This window comes from Streptomyces sp. 4F14, from assembly GCF_048159485.1.
GTDB lineage: Bacteria > Actinomycetota > Actinomycetes > Streptomycetales > Streptomycetaceae > Streptomyces.
The window spans coordinates 34,697-51,058 of sequence record NZ_JBLRVY010000052.1; the positions used below are offsets into that span (position 1 = coordinate 34,697).

18 protein-coding genes are annotated in these 16,362 nt (G+C 72.2%); 4 read left to right on the forward strand and 14 right to left on the reverse strand.

The features are described 5' to 3' along the window. Positions 1-186: 186 nt before the first annotated feature. The 7 genes from truB to rimP form a co-directional block, all read right to left on the reverse strand. Complete coding sequence (gene truB / locus ACLZOT_RS48390) at positions 187-1,092, reverse strand: tRNA pseudouridine(55) synthase TruB (RefSeq protein WP_416975698.1); 906 nt, start codon at positions 1,090-1,092, stop codon at positions 187-189. Then, complete coding sequence (gene rbfA, locus ACLZOT_RS48395; protein ID WP_416975699.1) at positions 1,089-1,535, reverse strand: 30S ribosome-binding factor RbfA; 447 nt, start codon at positions 1,533-1,535, stop codon at positions 1,089-1,091. The genes truB and rbfA overlap by 4 nt, the downstream gene beginning before the upstream one ends. Positions 1,536-1,583: 48 nt before the next feature. Then, positions 1,584-1,877 carry a DUF503 domain-containing protein gene (locus tag ACLZOT_RS48400; RefSeq protein ID WP_355883534.1) on the reverse strand — a complete coding sequence of 98 codons (294 nt, stop codon included), beginning with the start codon at positions 1,875-1,877 and terminating at the stop codon, positions 1,584-1,586. Between the two features lie 133 nt (positions 1,878-2,010). Next, positions 2,011-5,124: a translation initiation factor IF-2 gene (gene infB, locus ACLZOT_RS48405; RefSeq protein WP_416975700.1), complete on the reverse strand. Its 3,114-nt coding sequence runs from the start codon at positions 5,122-5,124 to the stop codon at positions 2,011-2,013. A 147-nt stretch (positions 5,125-5,271) separates the two neighbouring features. Next, a complete protein-coding gene (locus ACLZOT_RS48410; RefSeq protein WP_416975701.1) occupies positions 5,272-5,568 on the reverse strand; it encodes a YlxR family protein in 297 nt (98 codons plus the stop codon). Positions 5,569-5,668: 100 nt separating this feature from the next. Beyond that, positions 5,669-6,667: a transcription termination factor NusA gene (gene nusA / locus ACLZOT_RS48415; protein WP_416975702.1), complete on the reverse strand. Its 999-nt coding sequence runs from the start codon at positions 6,665-6,667 to the stop codon at positions 5,669-5,671. A gap of 2 nt (positions 6,668-6,669) precedes the next feature. Further along, positions 6,670-7,179 (reverse strand): ribosome maturation factor RimP, encoded by a 510-nt coding sequence (rimP, locus tag ACLZOT_RS48420; RefSeq protein ID WP_416975703.1) that lies wholly within the window; start codon positions 7,177-7,179, stop codon positions 6,670-6,672. A 196-nt stretch (positions 7,180-7,375) separates the two neighbouring features. Here rimP and ACLZOT_RS48425 point away from each other — a divergent pair, with 196 nt between their 5' ends. The 3 genes from ACLZOT_RS48425 (at position 7,376) to ACLZOT_RS48435 (ending at position 9,374) form a co-directional block, all read left to right on the forward strand. After that, positions 7,376-7,915, forward strand: coding sequence for a hypothetical protein (locus tag ACLZOT_RS48425; RefSeq protein ID WP_416975704.1), 540 nt, complete (start codon positions 7,376-7,378; stop codon positions 7,913-7,915). Further along, on the forward strand, positions 7,912-8,370 hold the full coding sequence (locus ACLZOT_RS48430) for a ferritin-like domain-containing protein (RefSeq protein ID WP_416975705.1): 459 nt from the start codon (positions 7,912-7,914) through the stop codon (positions 8,368-8,370). Before ACLZOT_RS48425 ends, ACLZOT_RS48430 begins: the two co-directional genes overlap by 4 nt. A gap of 107 nt (positions 8,371-8,477) precedes the next feature. After that, the gene (locus ACLZOT_RS48435; protein ID WP_416975706.1) at positions 8,478-9,374 is read left to right on the forward strand and encodes an aminoglycoside phosphotransferase family protein; all 897 of its coding nucleotides are present in this window, start codon (positions 8,478-8,480) and stop codon (positions 9,372-9,374) included. Positions 9,375-9,455: 81 nt separating this feature from the next. Here the strand turns inward: ACLZOT_RS48435 and ACLZOT_RS48440 are convergent, their stop codons facing one another. From ACLZOT_RS48440 to ACLZOT_RS48455, 4 genes are read right to left on the reverse strand one after another with little or no spacing between them, the layout of a single operon-like run. Beyond that, positions 9,456-9,665: a ferredoxin gene (locus ACLZOT_RS48440; RefSeq protein WP_416975707.1), complete on the reverse strand. Its 210-nt coding sequence runs from the start codon at positions 9,663-9,665 to the stop codon at positions 9,456-9,458. Next, positions 9,665-10,855: an NADH-ubiquinone oxidoreductase-F iron-sulfur binding region domain-containing protein gene (locus ACLZOT_RS48445; protein ID WP_416975708.1), complete on the reverse strand. Its 1,191-nt coding sequence runs from the start codon at positions 10,853-10,855 to the stop codon at positions 9,665-9,667. The genes ACLZOT_RS48440 and ACLZOT_RS48445 overlap by 1 nt, the downstream gene beginning before the upstream one ends. Continuing rightward, a complete protein-coding gene (locus ACLZOT_RS48450) occupies positions 10,852-11,427 on the reverse strand; it encodes a ferric reductase-like transmembrane domain-containing protein (RefSeq protein ID WP_416975709.1) in 576 nt (191 codons plus the stop codon). Before ACLZOT_RS48450 ends, ACLZOT_RS48445 begins: the two co-directional genes overlap by 4 nt. Continuing rightward, entirely contained in the window at positions 11,424-12,443 is a 1,020-nt protein-coding gene (locus ACLZOT_RS48455; RefSeq protein ID WP_416975710.1) for an FAD:protein FMN transferase, read from the reverse strand. Before ACLZOT_RS48455 ends, ACLZOT_RS48450 begins: the two co-directional genes overlap by 4 nt. 12 nt (positions 12,444-12,455) lie before the next feature. Between ACLZOT_RS48455 and ACLZOT_RS48460 the strand changes: the two genes are divergently transcribed. Then, on the forward strand, positions 12,456-12,869 hold the full coding sequence (locus ACLZOT_RS48460) for a hypothetical protein (RefSeq protein ID WP_416975711.1): 414 nt from the start codon (positions 12,456-12,458) through the stop codon (positions 12,867-12,869). A 40-nt stretch (positions 12,870-12,909) separates the two neighbouring features. Here the strand turns inward: ACLZOT_RS48460 and ACLZOT_RS48465 are convergent, their stop codons facing one another. From ACLZOT_RS48465 to ACLZOT_RS48475, 3 genes are read right to left on the reverse strand one after another with little or no spacing between them, the layout of a single operon-like run. Then, positions 12,910-14,610, reverse strand: coding sequence for a proline--tRNA ligase (locus tag ACLZOT_RS48465; protein ID WP_416975712.1), 1,701 nt, complete (start codon positions 14,608-14,610; stop codon positions 12,910-12,912). A 41-nt stretch (positions 14,611-14,651) separates the two neighbouring features. Then, the gene (locus tag ACLZOT_RS48470; protein WP_416975713.1) at positions 14,652-15,218 is read right to left on the reverse strand and encodes a GNAT family N-acetyltransferase; all 567 of its coding nucleotides are present in this window, start codon (positions 15,216-15,218) and stop codon (positions 14,652-14,654) included. Between the two features lie 32 nt (positions 15,219-15,250). After that, positions 15,251-16,099 carry a GNAT family N-acetyltransferase gene (locus ACLZOT_RS48475; RefSeq protein WP_416975716.1) on the reverse strand — a complete coding sequence of 283 codons (849 nt, stop codon included), beginning with the start codon at positions 16,097-16,099 and terminating at the stop codon, positions 15,251-15,253. Positions 16,100-16,362: the final 263 nt, after the last annotated feature.

Below are 16,362 nucleotides of genomic sequence, written 5' to 3' on the forward strand. Positions count from 1 at the left end.
GCGCCCCCGCACGCTCCCTCGGTTCACTCCGAGCGCCCGCCCGGACGGGTGAACAGACGGCCCCGGATGGATAACCCTTGGAGGCGGGGGAACCGAGGGGGGTCCGTGGAGCGGCGAAGGCACACCCCGTGCTCGCCGCTCCACGGGAAACCGCACACTCCACGGGAACCCCCGCGGAACGACGGGTCAGCCGAAGACCGCCAGGCTCTTCGCCTTCCCCTTCTCCGACTCGACCAGCGCGAGGAAGCGCCCCTCGGGGTCGAAGACCGCGACCGCGCCGGCGTCCGTGTACTCGTCGGGCATGTCGAGGCGGACCCCGTTCAGCAGGAGCCGGGCGCGCTTGGCGTCGACGTCCCAGCGGCGGAAGGCCGCGGTGGCCGCGTCCGCGACCGGCATGACCGTCAGCTCCTCCTGGAGCTGGTCGAGGGTGCGCGCGGAGTCCAGCTTGTAGGGGCCGACGCGGGTGCGGCGCAGCGCCGTGAGGTGGCCGCCGACGCCGAGGTCCGTGCCGAGGTCGCGGGCGAGGGCGCGGATGTAGGTGCCGGAGGAGCAGACGACGGAGACGACCAGGTCGACGACGGGGGTGCCGTCCTCGGCGACGGCCTCGCGGACGTCGTACACCTGGAAGGAGGAGATCTTCACCGGGCGGGCCGGGATCTCGAAGTCCTCGCCGTCGCGGGCCCGCTTGTAGGAGCGGACGCCGTCGATCTTGATGGCGCTGACCTTGGAGGGGACCTGCATGATGTCGCCGGTGAGCTTGGCGACGCCCGCGTCGACCTGCTCGCGCGTCACCTTCGACGCGTCGGCGGACGCCGTGATCTCGCCCTCCGCGTCGTCCGTGACCGTCGTCTGGCCGAGCCGGATCGTGCCGAGGTACTCCTTCTCGGTCAGCGCGAGGTGCCCGAGGAGTTTCGTGGCGCGCTCCACGCCGAGGACGAGGACGCCCGTCGCCATCGGGTCGAGCGTGCCGGCGTGGCCGACGCGGCGGGTGCGGGCGATGCCGCGCATCTTGGCGACCACGTCGTGGGAGGTGAAGCCCGACGGCTTGTCGACGATGACGAGGCCGTCGGGCGGGGTGGGCTTGCTGGTCATTCGGCGCTGTCGTCCGTCTCGTCGCCGGGCTTCTTGTACGGGTCGGCGCCGCCGGCGTAGTCCGCGCCGGCCGATGCCTCGCGGACCTTCTCGTCGGACAGCCGAGCCTTGTCGAGGAGGTCCTCGATGGTGCGGGCGTTGTCGGGGAGGGCGTCCGCGACGAAGGTCAGGGTCGGCGTGAACTTCACGCCGGCCGCCCGGCCCACCTCGGAGCGCAGGATGCCCTTGGCGCTCTCCAGGCCGGCCGCGGCCTCGGCCCGCTCCTCGTCACCGCCGTACACGGTGTAGAAGACGGTCGCCTCCCGCAGGTCGCCGGTGACCCGGGCGTCCGTGATGGTGACGTGCGTACCGAGCCTCGGGTCCTTGACGCCCCGCTGGAGCTTCTGGGCCACCACTTCTCGGATGAGGTCCGCCAGCCTCTTGGCGCGGGCGTTGTCGGCCACTGGTCCGTCTCCTTCGTCACTACTGACTTGCTGGGTTGCCGCTTCATTTCAGTCTTCGTCGCCGTGGAGCCTGCGTCGAACCGAGAGCAGCTCCACCTCCGGCCGCGCGGCGACGAGACGCTCACAGCGGTCGAGTACATCGGTCAGGTGTTCCACGTCCCCCGAGACCACCGCGAGCCCGATCTCGGCCCGGCGGTGCAGATCCTGGTTGCCGGTCTCGGCCACGCTCACCGCGTACTTGCGCTGGAGCTCGGCCACGATCGGACGGACGACGGAACGCTTCTCCTTCAGCGAGTGAACATCGCCGAGGAGGAGGTCGAAGGACAGAGTCCCCACGTACATGTGTGTGCCGGATGTCCCGCCGGTTCGGGGTACTGGCGCCGCGCTTGGGCGCCGATACGGGAACCGTACACGCAACGGCCGGGGCCGATCGACGGAAATTCCTCTCCGCCGACCGGCCCCGATCGCGTGCAGATCAGACGCGCGGCTTCTCGCGCATCTCGTACGTCGCGATGACGTCGTCGATCTTGATGTCGTTGAAGTTGCCGAGGTTGATACCGCCCTCGAACCCTTCGCGGATCTCGGTGACGTCGTCCTTGAAGCGCCGCAGACCCTCGATGTTGAGGTTCTCCGCGATGACCTTGCCGTCGCGGACGAGGCGGGCCTTCGTGTTGCGCTTGACCTCGCCGGAGCGGATGAGGACACCGGCGATGTTGCCCAGCTTGGACGACTTGAAGACCTCGCGGATCTCCGCCGTACCGAGCTCGACCTCCTCGTACTCCGGCTTCAGCATGCCCTTCAGGGCCGCCTCGATCTCCTCGATCGCCTGGTAGATGACCGAGTAGTACCGGACGTCGACACCTTCGCGCTCGGCCATCTGCGCCGCGCGGCCGGCCGCGCGGACGTTGAAGCCGATGACGATGGCGTCCGAGCCCATGGCCAGGTCGATGTCGGACTCCGTGACCGCACCGACGCCGCGGTGCAGGACCCGGATGTCGACCTCTTCGCCGACGTCGAGCTGGAGCAGGGAGGACTCCAGGGCCTCGACGGAACCAGAAGCGTCACCCTTGATGATGAGGTTGAGCTGCTGGATCTCGCCGGCCTTGAGCACCTTGTCCAGGTCTTCGAGGGAGACACGGCGGACACGCTTGGCGAACGCCGCGTTGCGCTCGCGAGCCGCGCGCTTCTCGGCGATCTGGCGGGCGGTGCGGTCCTCGTCGACGACGAGGAAGTTGTCGCCCGCGCCGGGGACGTTGGTGAGACCGAGCACCTGGACCGGGGTCGAGGGACCGGCTTCCGTCACGTTGTTGCCGTTGTCGTCGAGCATCGCCCGGACGCGGCCGTACGCGTCACCGACGACCATCGTGTCGCCGACCCGCAGGGTGCCTCGCTGGACGAGGACCGTGGAGACGGCACCGCGACCGCGGTCGAGGCGCGACTCGATGGAGATGCCCTGCGCGTCCTGGTTCGGGTTGGCCCGCAGGTCGAGCGAGGCGTCGGCGGTGAGGACGACGGCCTCCAGCAGGGAGTCGATGTGCAGACCCTGCTTGGCGGAGATGTCGACGAACATGGTGTCGCCGCCGTACTCCTCGGCCACCAGCCCGTACTCGGTGAGCTGGCCGCGCACCTTGGTCGGGTCGGCGCCCTCGACGTCGATCTTGTTGACCGCGACGACGATCGGGACGTCGGCCGCCTTGGCGTGGTTGAGCGCCTCGACCGTCTGCGGCATGACGCCGTCGTTGGCCGCGACGACCAGGATCGCGATGTCCGTCGACCGGGCACCACGGGCACGCATGGCGGTGAACGCCTCGTGACCCGGGGTGTCGATGAAGGTGATCGCGCGGTCCTCGCCGTTGACCTCGGTGGCCACCTGGTAGGCACCGATGTGCTGGGTGATGCCGCCGGCCTCGCCCGCGATGACGTTCGTCTTGCGGATCGCGTCGAGAAGACGCGTCTTGCCGTGGTCGACGTGACCCATGACGGTGACGACCGGCGGGCGGACCACGAGGTCCTCCTCGTCGCCCTCGTCCTCGCCGAACTCGATGTCGAACGAGCCGAGCAGCTCGCGGTCCTCCTCCTCCGGGCTGACGATCTGAACCGTGTAGTTCATCTCGCCGGCCAGGAGCTCCAGCGTCTCGTCGGAGACGGACTGGGTGGCGGTGACCATCTCGCCGAGGTTCATCATGACCGCGACGAGGGACGCCGGGTTGGCGTTGATCTTCTCCGCGAAGTCCGTGAGCGACGCGCCGCGGGAGAGACGGATGGTCTCGCCGTTGCCGCGCGGCAGCATCACGCCGCCGACGCTCGGGGCCTGCATGGCCTCGTACTCCTGGCGCCTCTGCCGCTTCGACTTGCGGCCACGGCGCGCGGGACCGCCGGGACGGCCGAAGGCGCCCTGCGTGCCACCACGGCCACCGGGACCGCCGGGACGGCCGCCGAAGCCGGGACGGCCACCGCCGCCACCGCCACCGGGGCCACCGCCGAAGCCGCCGCCACCGGGACGGGCGCCGAAGCCGCCGCCACCGCCGGGACGACCGGCACCGCCGCCGCCACCGCCGGGACGGGCGAAGCCGCCACCGCCGCCGGGACGACCGCCGCCGGCACCGCCGGGACGGCCGGGACCGCCACCGGGACCACGGCCACCGGGGCCGCCGCCGGGACGCGGGCCGGCAGCCGGACGCTGCGGCATCATGCCGGGGTTGGGACGCGGACCACCGGGACGCGGGCCACCGGCACCGGGACCCTGCGGACGCGGCATGCCGCCGGGCGTCGGACGGGCACCGCCCGGAGCCTGCGGACGAGGACCGCCGCCCTGCTGGGCACCGGGGCCCTGCGGACGGGGACCGGCGCCGGGAGCGCCGCCGGGGCCGGGACGCGGACCGCCGCCCTGCGGGCGCGCGCCCTGCGGACGGGGGGCGCCCATGCCGGCGTTGCCACCGGACGTGAACGGGTTGTTGCCCGGACGGGGACCCGCCGGACGGCCGCCCGGACGGGCGCCGGGGGCGCCACCGGGACGCGGGCCACGGTCACCGGCCGGACGCTGGCCGCGGTCGCCCTGGCCCTGCGGGGCCGGACGGGCACCGGGCTTGGGGGCCGGGCCGGGACGCGGGCCGCCGGGGCGGGGCGCCTGGGCCGCGGGCGTCTGCGGGGCCGGGGCCGACGGCGGAGCGGTGAACTCCGGGACGGCCGGGGCCGGACGCGGCGCGGGCTTGGGGCCCGGACGCGGACCGGCGGAGGGCGCCTGGGCCGCGGGGGCCGGCGCCGAGGGTGCCTGGGCGGCGGGCGCGGGGGTCACCGGCGCGGCCGGAGCCGCGGGTGCCTGCGCCGCCGGGGGCTTGGGGGCCGCCGGCTTCGGCGGACCGGGGCGTGCCGATGTCGCCGGGGAGGGCGCACCGGGCTTGGGGGCAGACTTGCGGGGGGCGGGCTTGCCGCCGCCCTGGAAGGCGTCCGTCAGCTTGCGGACGACGGGCGCTTCGATGGTCGAAGACGCCGAACGGACGAATTCACCGAGTTCCTGGAGCTTGGCCATGACGACCTTGCTCTCCACACCGAACTCCTTGGCGAGTTCGTATACCCGGACCTTAGCCACTTCGCTCCTTTGAGGTCCGGGTTCAGTCCGGACCGTCGCTACTTCATGGGCGTACTCATCGCGTGCTCATCGAGTGCTCATCGCAATCTCGACCTACTTCCAACTCGCGGGGTACCTGGCCACGCGGACGGTCCGCGCGCCACTTCCTTACGGTGTCGCCTCATCGGCAACGGTCGCCTGCTCGACGTACTGACGCAACGCCTTTGTGTCGAGCGCTCCCGGGGCTCGCAAGGCCCGTGTGAACGCCCGGCGGCGTACCGCCTGGTCGAGACAGCCGGGGACGGGATGCAGATACGCACCCCGGCCGGGCAGCGTACCGCGAGGGTCGGGGACGCATGCGCCCTCGGCCGCCACGATGCGCAGCAGGTGTGCCTTGGCCGTTCGCTCCCGGCACCCCACACAGGTGCGTTCAGGGCATGATCGGGCGTGCGTCCGGCCAGACACCGTTAAGTCTACCTCCCCGCGGCGACCTCACCCCTTTGGGTCAGGAGTCGAACACGTGCCGCGATATAACTGACGTGATCCAGCCGTTGACCGGCGTGATCTATTCCCCTGCCTGCGCGTCCTGCTGCTCGGTGTCCGGCCGGATGTCGATCCGCCAGCCGGTCAGCCGGGCGGCGAGGCGGGCGTTCTGGCCCTCCTTGCCGATCGCCAGCGACAGCTGGTAGTCCGGCACGGTCACCCGGGCCGAGCGGGCGGAGAGGTCGACGACCTCCACCTTCGACACCCGCGCGGGCGACAGGGCGTTGGCCACCATCTCCGCCGGGTCGTCCGACCAGTCGACGATGTCGATCTTCTCGCCGTTCAGCTCACCCATGACGTTGCGCACCCGGCCGCCCATCGGGCCGATGCAGGCGCCCTTGGCGTTCAGGCCGCTGCGGGTGGAGCGGACGGCGATCTTGGTGCGGTGGCCGGCCTCGCGGGCGATCGCGGCGATCTCGACGGAACCGTCGGCGATCTCCGGGACCTCCAGGGCGAACAGCTTCTTCACCAGGTTGGGGTGCGTACGGGAGAGGGTGACCGACGGGCCCCGGACGCCCTTGGCGACCCGGACGACGTACGAGCGCAGGCGCAGCCCGTGGGTGTACGTCTCGCCCGGGACCTGCTCCTGCACGGGCAGCATGGCCTCCATCTTGCCGATGTCGACCAGCACGTTCTTCGGGTCGCGGCCCTGCTGGACGACACCGGTGACGATGTCGCCCTCGCGGCCGGCGTACTCGCCGAGCGTCGCGTCGTCCTCCGCGTCCCGCAGGCGCTGGAGGATGACCTGCTTGGCGGTGGTCGCGGCGATCCGGCCGAAGTCCGACGGGGTGTCGTCGAACTCGCGCGGCTCCTGACCCTCCTCCAGGTCCTCCGGGTCCTCCTTCGCCCACACGGTCACATGCCCGCTCTCGCGGTCGAGCTTCACGCGCGCGCGGCGGCGGCTTCCCTCGGTGCGGTGGTAGGCGATGAGGAGGGCCGACTCGATCGCCTCGACCAGCAGGTCGAAGGAGATCTCCTTCTCCCGCACCAAGCCCCGCAGGGCACTCATGTCGATGTCCACGGCTACGCCTCCTCTTCCTTCACGTTGTCAGCTACGTCTTTACGGTTGAACTCGACCTGGACGCGGGCCTTGTCGATCTCGGTGAAGGCGAGCCTGCGGGCGGTGGCCTTGCGGCCCTTCACGCCGGGCACCTCCAGGTCGAGGCCCTCGTCGTCCACGGCGAGGATGCGGGCGGTGACCTCGCCGCCCTCGGTGAGCTGGAACTTCACCAGCCGGTCCAGCGCGCGCACGTAGTGCCGGTGCTCCTTGAGCGGGCGCTCCGCGCCGGGGGTGCCGACCTCCAGGTCGTACGCCGCGTCGCCCATCGCGTTCGTCTCGTCGAGCTTCGCCGAGAGCGCGCGGCTGACGTCGGCGACGGCGTCCAGATCGGCGCCGGTGTCCGCGTCCACGACGACCCGCAGCACCTTCTTGCGGCCCACGGTCTCCACCGCGATCTCTTCGAGGTCCAGCCCCTGGGAGGTGACGAGCGGTTCCAGGAGCTCTCGCAGCCTCTCGCTCTGGGTGGTGCTCATCCGGGTGACTCCTCGGCCGCGTGTGCTGTTGTGGGATGGTCGCGTGTCTGGTCAAAGGGTATCCGGTCGGCGAGGGTGTTGCCGTCCACCCGGCTGGGGGACAGTGCCTGCCGACACCGGGCGCCCGACCCGCCGGTACGGTGATCACCGTCGGGCCCGACCATCCCTTCGTACGACCATCCAGAGGACGTCTGACGTGCCGTACTCCCCGCCGCGCACCCCCTCGGGGCCGCGCCGAAGAACCCTTCTCGCCGCCGCGGCCCTGTTCGGCGCCGCCGGCTGCTCCTCCTCCGGGTCCACCACGGAGGAGACCGCCGCCAAGGCGCCCTCCGTCTCCCAGCGGGTGCGGGCCCGGGCGGTCCAGGACAGTCAGGCACTGCTGAAGCGGTACGACGCGGCGCTCGCCGCGCGGCCCGGCCTCGCGGGGGTACTGGCACCGCTGCGGGGGGAGGTCGTGCGGCATGTGGGGGCGTTCGGGGGGACGGTGTCGCCGTCCGCCTCGCCGTCCGTTTCGCCGTCGGGGACTCCGTCCGGGGCCGCCGCTCCCCCGGCTCCTGCCGCGCCTCCCGTCGACGACAAGACCGCCCTCACCGAACTCGCCGCCGCCGAGCGGGCGTTGGCCGATCGGCGGGCGGCCGATCTGCTGACGGTGCCCGGGGAGCTGGCGCGGTTGCTGGCGTCCGTGGCGGCCGCCGGGGCCGTGCACGCGTACGTACTGACGGAGGGGGCCCGATGAGCGCGGAGCTGGACGCCGTACAGGCGGCGCTGGCCGCCGAGCACGCGGCGGTGTACGGGTACGGGGTCGTCGGGGGCCAGATCGGAGAGGCTCGGCGCGCTGAGGCCCGCGCCGCGTGGGACGCCCACCGGGCCCGGCGGGACGCGCTCACCCGGGCCGTACGGGACCTGGGGGCCGAGCCGGTCGCGGCGGACGCCGGGTACGCGCTGCCGTTCCCCGTCGACGGGCCCTCCGCGGCCGTACGGCTCGCCGCCGGTCTTGAGGAGCGGATCGCCGGGGTGTACTCCGACCTCGTACGGGCCTCGTCCGGGGCGCGGCGCGGGGACGCGGCGGGCGCGCTGCGGGAGGCGTCGGTGCGGGCGGTGCGGTGGGGCGGCGGCAGCGTAGCCTTCCCTGGGCTCGCCGAGCGGGGTGGGGATACGGCCACGCCGGAGGGGGCCACGCCGTCGGCTTGACGCGGTCCGTCCGGTGCCGGAGCGTGTGTTCGGCCTTGTCCAGCCTTGTCCAGCCTTGTTCGGCCTTGTTCAGCCTTGTTCAGCAGGGAGAAGGGAACACCTCACGTATGCCGCACATCGAGCCGCCTCAGCGGTTGGTCCGGGCGCTCTCCGAGAGCGTGCCGGACGCCGCCGCCTGGCTGGAGGGGCTGCCTTCCGCCGTCGAGCGGGCCGCCGCCGCGCACGGGGTGAGTGTCGAGCGGGTGCAGGTGCCCGGGGGGCGCAGCGGTCTGGTCGTGCTGGTGCGGCTCGCCGACGGTGGTCCCGCCGTGCTGAAGGTCGCGCCCGAGCGGTTCCGGCCGGCGGCGGAGCTGGCCGCGCTGGAGCACTGGGGCGGGCTCGGGGCCGTCCAGGTGCTGGGCGGTGGGGACGGGGCGCTGCTGCTGGAGCGGCTGCGGACCGATGTCTCCGTGCGGACCCTGCCGGAGGCGAAGGCGACACTGGAGGCCGCCGGGGCGCTTCGACGGCTGTGGGTGGAGCCGCCGGAGGGGTTCGCGTTCGAGACCGTCGCCGAGCGGACGGGGCGGCAGGCCGAGGCGATGCGGTTCGCTGCGCGCGGCGATGCGGTCGTGGGTTCCCTGGTGGACGCGGCGCTCGGCGTGCGGGAGGAGCTGGTGGGGTCGGAGTCCGAGGTGCGGTTGCTGCACGGGACGTTCCGGCAGAGCAAGGTGCTCGCGGGTGAGCGGTCGCCGTGGCTCGCGGTGGGGCCGGATCCGGTGGTGGGTGAGTGCGCGTTCGATCTGGCGCGGCTGGTGCGGGACCGGGTGGAGGATCTCGTGGGGTCGCCTTCCGGGGCCGCGGTGGCCCGGCGGCGGGTGAAGAAGCTGGCGGAGGTGCTGGAGGTGGATCAGGAGAGGTTGCGGGGATGGGTGCTGTTCCGGGCGGTGGAGTCGGGGGTGCGGGCGATGCGGGTGGGGCGGACGGGGGATGCGGAGTTGTTGCTGGAATTTGCTGCGTGGCTTTAGAGGTGCGTCGTTGGGTGCGGGTGCTTCGTGGCTGATCGCGCCCACGCGGCGGTAGCCGCAGATCGATACAGCCCCGCGCCCCTAAAGAACGTGGCTGGTCTTGAGTTTCAGCGCTAGGGCTGGGCAGTCCCTTGCCGCTCTGTTCGCCCGCTTCGCCGTCCTCTCCGGCACCGGTACTCCGTTCACCAGCGGGTAACCCCACTCGTCCAACCTCACATGCTCCGGCAGGAGTTCCGCGCACAGCCCATGCGCCTGGCACGACGTCCAGTCGATCTCTATCCGCTGGTCCATCAGTTGTTCCCCTTCTCCGTGCAGTAGCCCCGCGCGTGCGCGTCCAGCTCCCCTGTGAACGTCGTCAGTGCGCTGCGCACCAGCCGGACCGTTCCGTCGGGGTGGTGGCAGGCCCCCCGCCCTTCCACCAGGCCCGCCCAACGGGTCAGGTCCGTACGGGCGTTGCCCTGTGGGCCCGGTGTCGCGAGGGTCTCGAAGGCCGCGGCCATACGGGGAAGGCCGTTGAGGCAAGGGCCGCACTGGCCGGCCGACTGGAGGGCCAAGTAGCGCAGGATGCCGGCCGTTTCCTTCACTCCGCAGCGGGTCACCGGGAGCGCCAGCAGGACGCCCGCTCCCAAGTGGTCGGCGTTCAGGGGGACTTGGGATGCTTCCGGCGCCGGGATCCAGGTGCCGTGGTAGCCGCCGACCAGGACCGCCGAGACGCCGTCCAGGGGAAGGAGGCGGCCGATCGGCATGCCGTACGGCGCCTCCACGACCCGGGGTTCCCGGCCGGGCGCGTGGACGGTGCACAGCGCGCTGCCCGGGTGGGCCGGCGTGCCCGCCGTACGGAACCAGTCCGCGCCGTAGCGGGCGATCAGGGCGAGGTGGGCCAGGGTCTCGACGTTCTGGACGAGGGTGGGGGCTCGGTGTACGCCTCTCTCCCTGACCGGCGGGTCCTGGTGGGCCGGGGTGGCGGGGCCGCCGGAGACGTAGCGGGCCAGCGCCGACGCCTGGCCGGAGAGGAAGGACTTGGGGAGGCGGACGACCTTGGTGGGCAGGGGGTCGTCCCGGCGGGCGGCGACCGCCGACTCCAGCCAGGTCGCGCCGTCCTCGACGGCGACGTACGCCTCCCCCGCACCCACCGCGTACGCCGCCAACTGGAGGCCGTCCAGGACGAGATGGGGCGAGAGCTGGAGCAGCGTACGGTCCTTGCGGCTCGCCGGCTCGCCCTCCGCGCCGTTCGCTATGACCACCGGCGGCTTGCTGGTGCGGCGGGCGTTCTCCCGTACGGCGACGAGTTTGCGGTACGCCGGGAACGCGGCGCCGCCTCTGCCCGTGAGGCCGGATTCCGCGAGCGTCCTGAGGACGGTCTCGGGGCCGTCGTAGCGCGCGGGGCCGTAGCGCTGGACGTGGGTGGGGAGGTCCGCCGGGGTGTGGCCGGGGGCCAGGAGGCGGGGGGACATGTGCAGGTCGGGGAAGGTGGCGGTCATGGGCTGACTCCCGTGCGCAGGAGGGTGGTTGGGGTGCGGCGGGATTCGCGGGCCGCCTGGGTGACGCGGATCGTGAAGGCCGCGAGCACGGTGGTGACGCAGGCGATCGTCAGCCAGGTCATCCAGTCGGTGCCGGTGTCCGTGCCGATGCCTATGCCGTGCGCGAGGGCGATCGGCCAGGATGCGTACGCCAGCCAGTGCAGGGTGCGCCAGGTTCTGTGGCCCAGGCGGGCGCGGAGGAGGCTCGTGATCAGGACGGCCAGCAGGAGGTCGAAGGCGACTGTGCCGAGGCCCAGCCAGAAGGGCTGGTAGTCGGAGAGGAAGGGGACGATCGCGTCGGTGAGGGTGATGTTGACGTACGTGTCGACGGTGGCTGCCGCTATGTGCAGGGCCAGGAAGGCGGTTGCGGAGAGGGAGAGGGTGCGGTGGAGGGTGATCGTGCCGAAGCGGGGGAGGCCGGGGAGGCGGGTCCTTAGGCGGACGGCGATGCCGAGGAGGACAACTGCGGTGAACAGCAGGAGAGTTACTGCACCGGTGGCTCTGTTGGCGTACCAGAGGGTTTCGGAGGTCATGCGGCTACCTCGCAGTTGGTGGCTGGTCGCGCCCCGCGGCGGAGCCGCAAATCGGCACAGTCCCGCGCCCCTAGGCGGTTTGGCCAGCCCTGCGTTGCAATGACCTCTCCGTCATGCCTTACCAGCCTTGCCGCCAGGCCCCGTTGAGCCAGCCAACGTTCCGCCCCCTCCCCCTTCACCAACGCCGCCGTGCTCGCCGCATTCGCCTCCGCGCAGGTCGCCGCCGCGACCGTGACCGTGCGCCAGGGGGAGCGGACCGGCAGTCCTGTGCGGGGGTTGACGATGTGGTGGAGGTCCTGGCTGCCCCGGCGCCAGCGGCGCGCGGTCGTGCCGGACGTGGCGAGGCCGCCGGAGGTTAGGCCGACCGTGTCGTACGAGCCGGGCGCAGGCGTCTCGTCCACCGGGCCCGTGATGTCCTGGACCCGGATCTGCCAGCCGCCCGTCGGGGGTTCGCCCGCTACCGCCGTGTCGCCGCCGAGGCTCACCAGCACCCCGCAACCCGCCGCCCGTGCAAGGGTGTTGGCGGCCTTGTCCGCCGCCCACGCCTTCGCCGTCGCGCCCAGGTCGAGGCGGACGCCCTCCGGGACGGTGACCGTGTCGCCGTCGAGGTGGATCGTGCGCCAGCCCGGTGTGCGGCGCAGGGTGAGGAGGATCGGGCGGTCGTCCTCGCGGACGAGGGTGAAGTCGCGGTCGTAGCCGAGGGCTCGCATGGCCGTGCCGACCGTGGGGTCGACCGCGCCGTCCGTGTCGCGGGCCGCCTTCAGGGCCACTGCGAGGGCCTCCGCGAGGAGGGGGCTCACGCGGACCGGGCGGCCGAACGTGCCGTCCAGGGACGTGAGTTCGGAGTCCTCGCGGAAGCGGCTGCACGCGGCGTCGACCTCGGCGAGGTGGCGGGCGAGGAGGAGGTCGCAGGGGTCCAGGAGGGCGGGGTCGGTGACGACCAGGCGGACCGTGGTGCCGAGGGCCCGCCACTCGGTGGCGGCGGTGAGGCGGGGTGCGAGCGGCGTGGTCGTCACGACGCCCCCGAGGTGGAGTCGGAGGAGGAGCCGCCGGAGGAGGAAGTGAGGCCGCTGGAGCCGGAGTTGGTGGTGGAGCTGCTGGAACTGTCCGAGTTCGAGGAGCTGTCCGTCGTAGAGCTGGAGCTGTCCGTCGTACCGGACGAGTCGCTCGTGCCGCTCGACGAACTCCCGCTGCTGCTCGACGAGTTGCTGCTCGAACCGGCCGTCGTGTCCGCGCCCGCCTGCATCGTGCCGACGAGCGCGAACATCCCCGCCGCCGCGGCCAGCGTCAGCGCCGCCGCGAGGGCCGCCGTGCGCCTCGCTCCTCTGCGGACCGCCGAAGCGGCGCCGCGTTCCTCTTCTCTGGTCGTCATGGCCGTTCCCCTCCGTGGTGACGTTCTGTCACGCACTACGGTCGGGGAACGGCCTGAGAGAAGCCTGTGAGCTTCCTTCAGGCTCCCAAAGACGTTTCTGAGGAGTTGGTTTACGCGCTCAGGCGGGCAATCGCCTCGTCGACCGTCAGCTCCTCGCGCTCACCGGTCCTGCGGTCCTTCAGCTCCAGGACGCCTTCGGCGGCGCGGCGGCCGGCGACCAGGATCTTCGGGACGCCGATCAGCTCGGAGTCGGTGAACTTGACGCCCGGGGAGACGCCCGCGCGGTCGTCGACGAGGACGCGCAGGCCCGCCTCGCGAAGCTTCTCCGAGACGTCCAGGGCCAGTTCGGTCTGGAGGGCCTTGCCGGCGGCGACGACGTGGACGTCGGCCGGGGCGACCTCGGCGGGCCAGCACAGGCCCTTGTCGTCGGCGGTCTGCTCGGCGAGCGCGGCGACGGCGCGGGAGACGCCGATGCCGTAGGAGCCCATGGTGACGCGGACCGGCTTGCCGTGCTGGCCGAGGACGTCGAGCTTGAGGGCGTCGGCGTACTTGCGGCCGAGCTGGAAGATGTGGCCGATCTCGATGGCGCGGTCCAGCTTGAGGCCGGTGCCGCAGGCGGGGCAGGGGTCGCCCTCCTGGACGACCACGACGTCGACGTACGCGTCGACGTCGAAGTCACGGCCCGCTACGACGTTCTTCGCGTGCGTCTGGTCCTTGTTGGCGCCGGTGATCCAGGCGGTGCCGGGGGCGACGCGCGGGTCGGCGATGTAGGTGAGCTTCTCCTGCCGGCCCTGGGGGCCGACGTAGCCGCGGACCAGGTCGGGGCGGCCGGTGAAGTCCTCGGCGGTGACCAGTTCGACGGTGGCGGGCGCGAAGTGGGCCTCGACCTTGCCGAGGTCGACCTCGCGGTCGCCGGGGACGCCGACGGCGACGATCTCGCCGTCCACCTTGACCAGCAGGTTCTTCAGGGTCGCGGAGGCGGGGACGCCGAGGGCGGCGGCCAGGGTCTCGATCGTCGGGGTGTCGGGGGTGGGGATCTCCTCCAGCGCGGGGGCGGTGGGCTCCTGCGGGGTCAGGGGGAAGTTCACCGCCTCCGTGTTCGCCGCGAAGTCGCAGTTCGGGCAGTCCGCGAAGGTGTCCTCGCCGGCCTCGGCGGGGGCGAGGAACTCCTCCGACTTGGAGCCGCCCATCGCGCCGGCGGTGGCCGCGCAGATGCGGTAGTCGAGGCCGAGGCGCGCGAAGACCTGCTGGTACGCCTGGCGGTGCAGGGCGTACGAGTGCGCGAGGCCCTCGTCCTCCGTGTCGAACGAGTACGAGTCCTTCATCAGGAACTCGCGGCCGCGCAGGATGCCGGCCCGGGGGCGGGCCTCGTCACGGTACTTGTGCTGGATCTGGTAGAGGATGACGGGCAGGTCCTTGTACGACGACGCCTGGTCCTTCACCAGCAGGGTGAAGATCTCCTCGTGGGTGGGGCCGAGGAGGTAGTCGCCGCCCTTGCGGTCCTGGAGGCGGAACAGCTCCGCCCCGTACTCGTCCCAACGGCCCGTCGCCTCGTAGGGTTCCCGGGGCAGCAGCGCCGGCAGCAGGACCTCCTGCGCGCCGATCGCGTCCATCTCCTCACGGACGATCCGCTCGACGTTCGCCAGGACCTTCTTGCCGAGCGGCAGCCAGGACCAGATGCCGGCCGCGGTGCGGCGTACGTATCCGGCGCGGACCAGGAGCTTGTGGCTGAGGACCTCGGCGTCGGCCGGGTCGTCGCGCAGTGTTTTCGCCATCAGCTGGGACATGCGCTGGACCGGTGCGTTCGCCATGGTTCTCGTACTCCTGCCGGATAAAGGTGATGGCTAGGAGATTAACCGTCGGCCCCGGATGGTCGGAAATCCGTCTGCCGTCGCCGGAGCGGCAGTGGGGCGCCCATCACCGCGTACGGGCGCGGGGCGCTCGGGAAGAGGACCCTGCGGGCCAGGTCGTGGTAGCCGAGCGAGTGGTACAGGGCCCTGGCCGGGCTGTCGGTGTCGATCGCCGAGAGGATCGAGCGGGGGTGCGGTACGTCGTCGGTGATCGCCGTGATCAGGGCCCGGCCCGCGCCCCGGTTCTGGTACGCCGGGTGCACGTGCAGTTCCGTGATCACGAAGGAGTCGTCCAGCCAGTGGGTGTTGCCGAGCGCCCTCAGGTACGGCTCGACGACGGTGGACCACCAGTGCGCGCGGTCGTTCGGCATGCCGTACACGAACCCCGCGAGGCGTCCCTCGGGCGTGGTGACGCCGAGCGCGCGGGCGCCGGGATTCGTCATGTGCCGCAGGACGATCTGCCGTCTGACCGCCACCTCGTCGGGGGCCAGGCCGAACGCGACCGCCTGGACCGACAGTGCCTCGTCCACGCGGGCGGAGAGGTCCAGGGGGCCGATCACCAGGTCCATGCGGGGAGCCTACAGGGGGGTTCCCGGAGGTTTCAGAAGAGGACGCTCATGAACGCGCCGACCTCCTGGAAGCCGACTCTTCGGTACGTCCTTCTCGCGGGGGTGTTGAAGTCGTTCACGTACAGGCTCACCACCGGGGCGACGTCCGCGAGGGCGTAGCGCAGGACCGCGGCCATGCCGGGGGCGGCGACTCCCCGGCCCCGGTACTCGGGGGCCACCCACACGCCCTGGATCTGGCAGGCGTCCCTCGTCGCGGCGCCGATCTCCGCCTTGAAGACGACCTGGCCCCTGTCGTCGAGCCGGGCGAAGGAGCGGCCCGTGCCGACCAGTTCGGCGACCCTCGCCTGGTAGAGGAGGCCGCCGTCGCCCGCCAGCGGGGAGACGCCCACCTCCTCCGTGAACATCGCCACGCACGCCGGCAGGATCGTTTCCATCTCGTCCTTGCGGATGCGGCGGACGTACGGGTCGGGGGTGATGTCGAGCGGCATGCGGTCCGTGACCATCAGCGGCTGCTGCGACCTGACCTCCCTCGCCGGGCCCCAGTGGGGTTCCAGCAGGCGCCACAGCGCCGCGGTGGGCTCCGCCGGGCCGACGATCGACGAACAGCGCCGGCCCGCTCTTCTCGCCCTGTCCGCGAAGGCCCGTACGGCTCGGGGGGTGGCGCAGATCGGCACCAGATTCGCCCCGGCGTAGCACAGGGACGTCAGCATCCCGCCCTCGTACCACCCCCACATCTCCCCTCCCAGCCGCCACGGATCCAACCCCGCGACCTGCACCCTCGACGTCACGAACGCGTTCGCGACCGGCTCCTTGCCGAGGATGGCCAGGGCCGCGTTCAGGTCACTCGGTTCGAGGACCCGGGAGGTGGTGTGGGTCAGCACGGGGCGGGGCCTCACGGTGGGGGTGTCTGATTTCCGCACTGTACCTGCGGAAGCTTGGCCGCGCCTCTCCCTGCCGGGGCTGGGCCGGTTCCGCGTGAGGGGGTGCCGCTTGGGGGTGTGGGGCGGGTGCGGGTCCGTTGTGGCCGATCGCGCAGTTCCCCGCGCCCCTGGAGAGACGTGGTGGCTGCGCGTTGTCGAGTGCGGCCGATCGCGCCCACGCGGCGGTAGCCGCAGACCAATACAGCCCCGCGCCCCTGAAGAGA

Bases quoted from the DNA above. Each gene is read 5' to 3' on its own strand.
- truB (WP_416975698.1), bottom strand. From the start codon at position 1,092: ATGACCAGCAAGCCCACCCCGCCCGACGGCCTCGTCATCGTCGACAAG.
- ACLZOT_RS48400 (WP_355883534.1), bottom strand. From the start codon at position 1,877: ATGTACGTGGGGACTCTGTCCTTCGACCTCCTCCTCGGCGATGTTCAC.
- rimP (WP_416975703.1), bottom strand. From the start codon at position 7,179: ATGAGCACCACCCAGAGCGAGAGGCTGCGAGAGCTCCTGGAACCGCTC.
- ACLZOT_RS48430 (WP_416975705.1), top strand. From the start codon at position 7,912: ATGAGCGCGGAGCTGGACGCCGTACAGGCGGCGCTGGCCGCCGAGCAC.
- ACLZOT_RS48435 (WP_416975706.1), top strand. From the start codon at position 8,478: ATGCCGCACATCGAGCCGCCTCAGCGGTTGGTCCGGGCGCTCTCCGAG.
- ACLZOT_RS48440 (WP_416975707.1), bottom strand. From the start codon at position 9,665: ATGGACCAGCGGATAGAGATCGACTGGACGTCGTGCCAGGCGCATGGG.
- ACLZOT_RS48445 (WP_416975708.1), bottom strand. From the start codon at position 10,855: ATGACCGCCACCTTCCCCGACCTGCACATGTCCCCCCGCCTCCTGGCC.
- ACLZOT_RS48450 (WP_416975709.1), bottom strand. From the start codon at position 11,427: ATGACCTCCGAAACCCTCTGGTACGCCAACAGAGCCACCGGTGCAGTA.
- ACLZOT_RS48465 (WP_416975712.1), bottom strand. From the start codon at position 14,610: ATGGCGAACGCACCGGTCCAGCGCATGTCCCAGCTGATGGCGAAAACA.
- ACLZOT_RS48470 (WP_416975713.1), bottom strand. From the start codon at position 15,218: ATGGACCTGGTGATCGGCCCCCTGGACCTCTCCGCCCGCGTGGACGAG.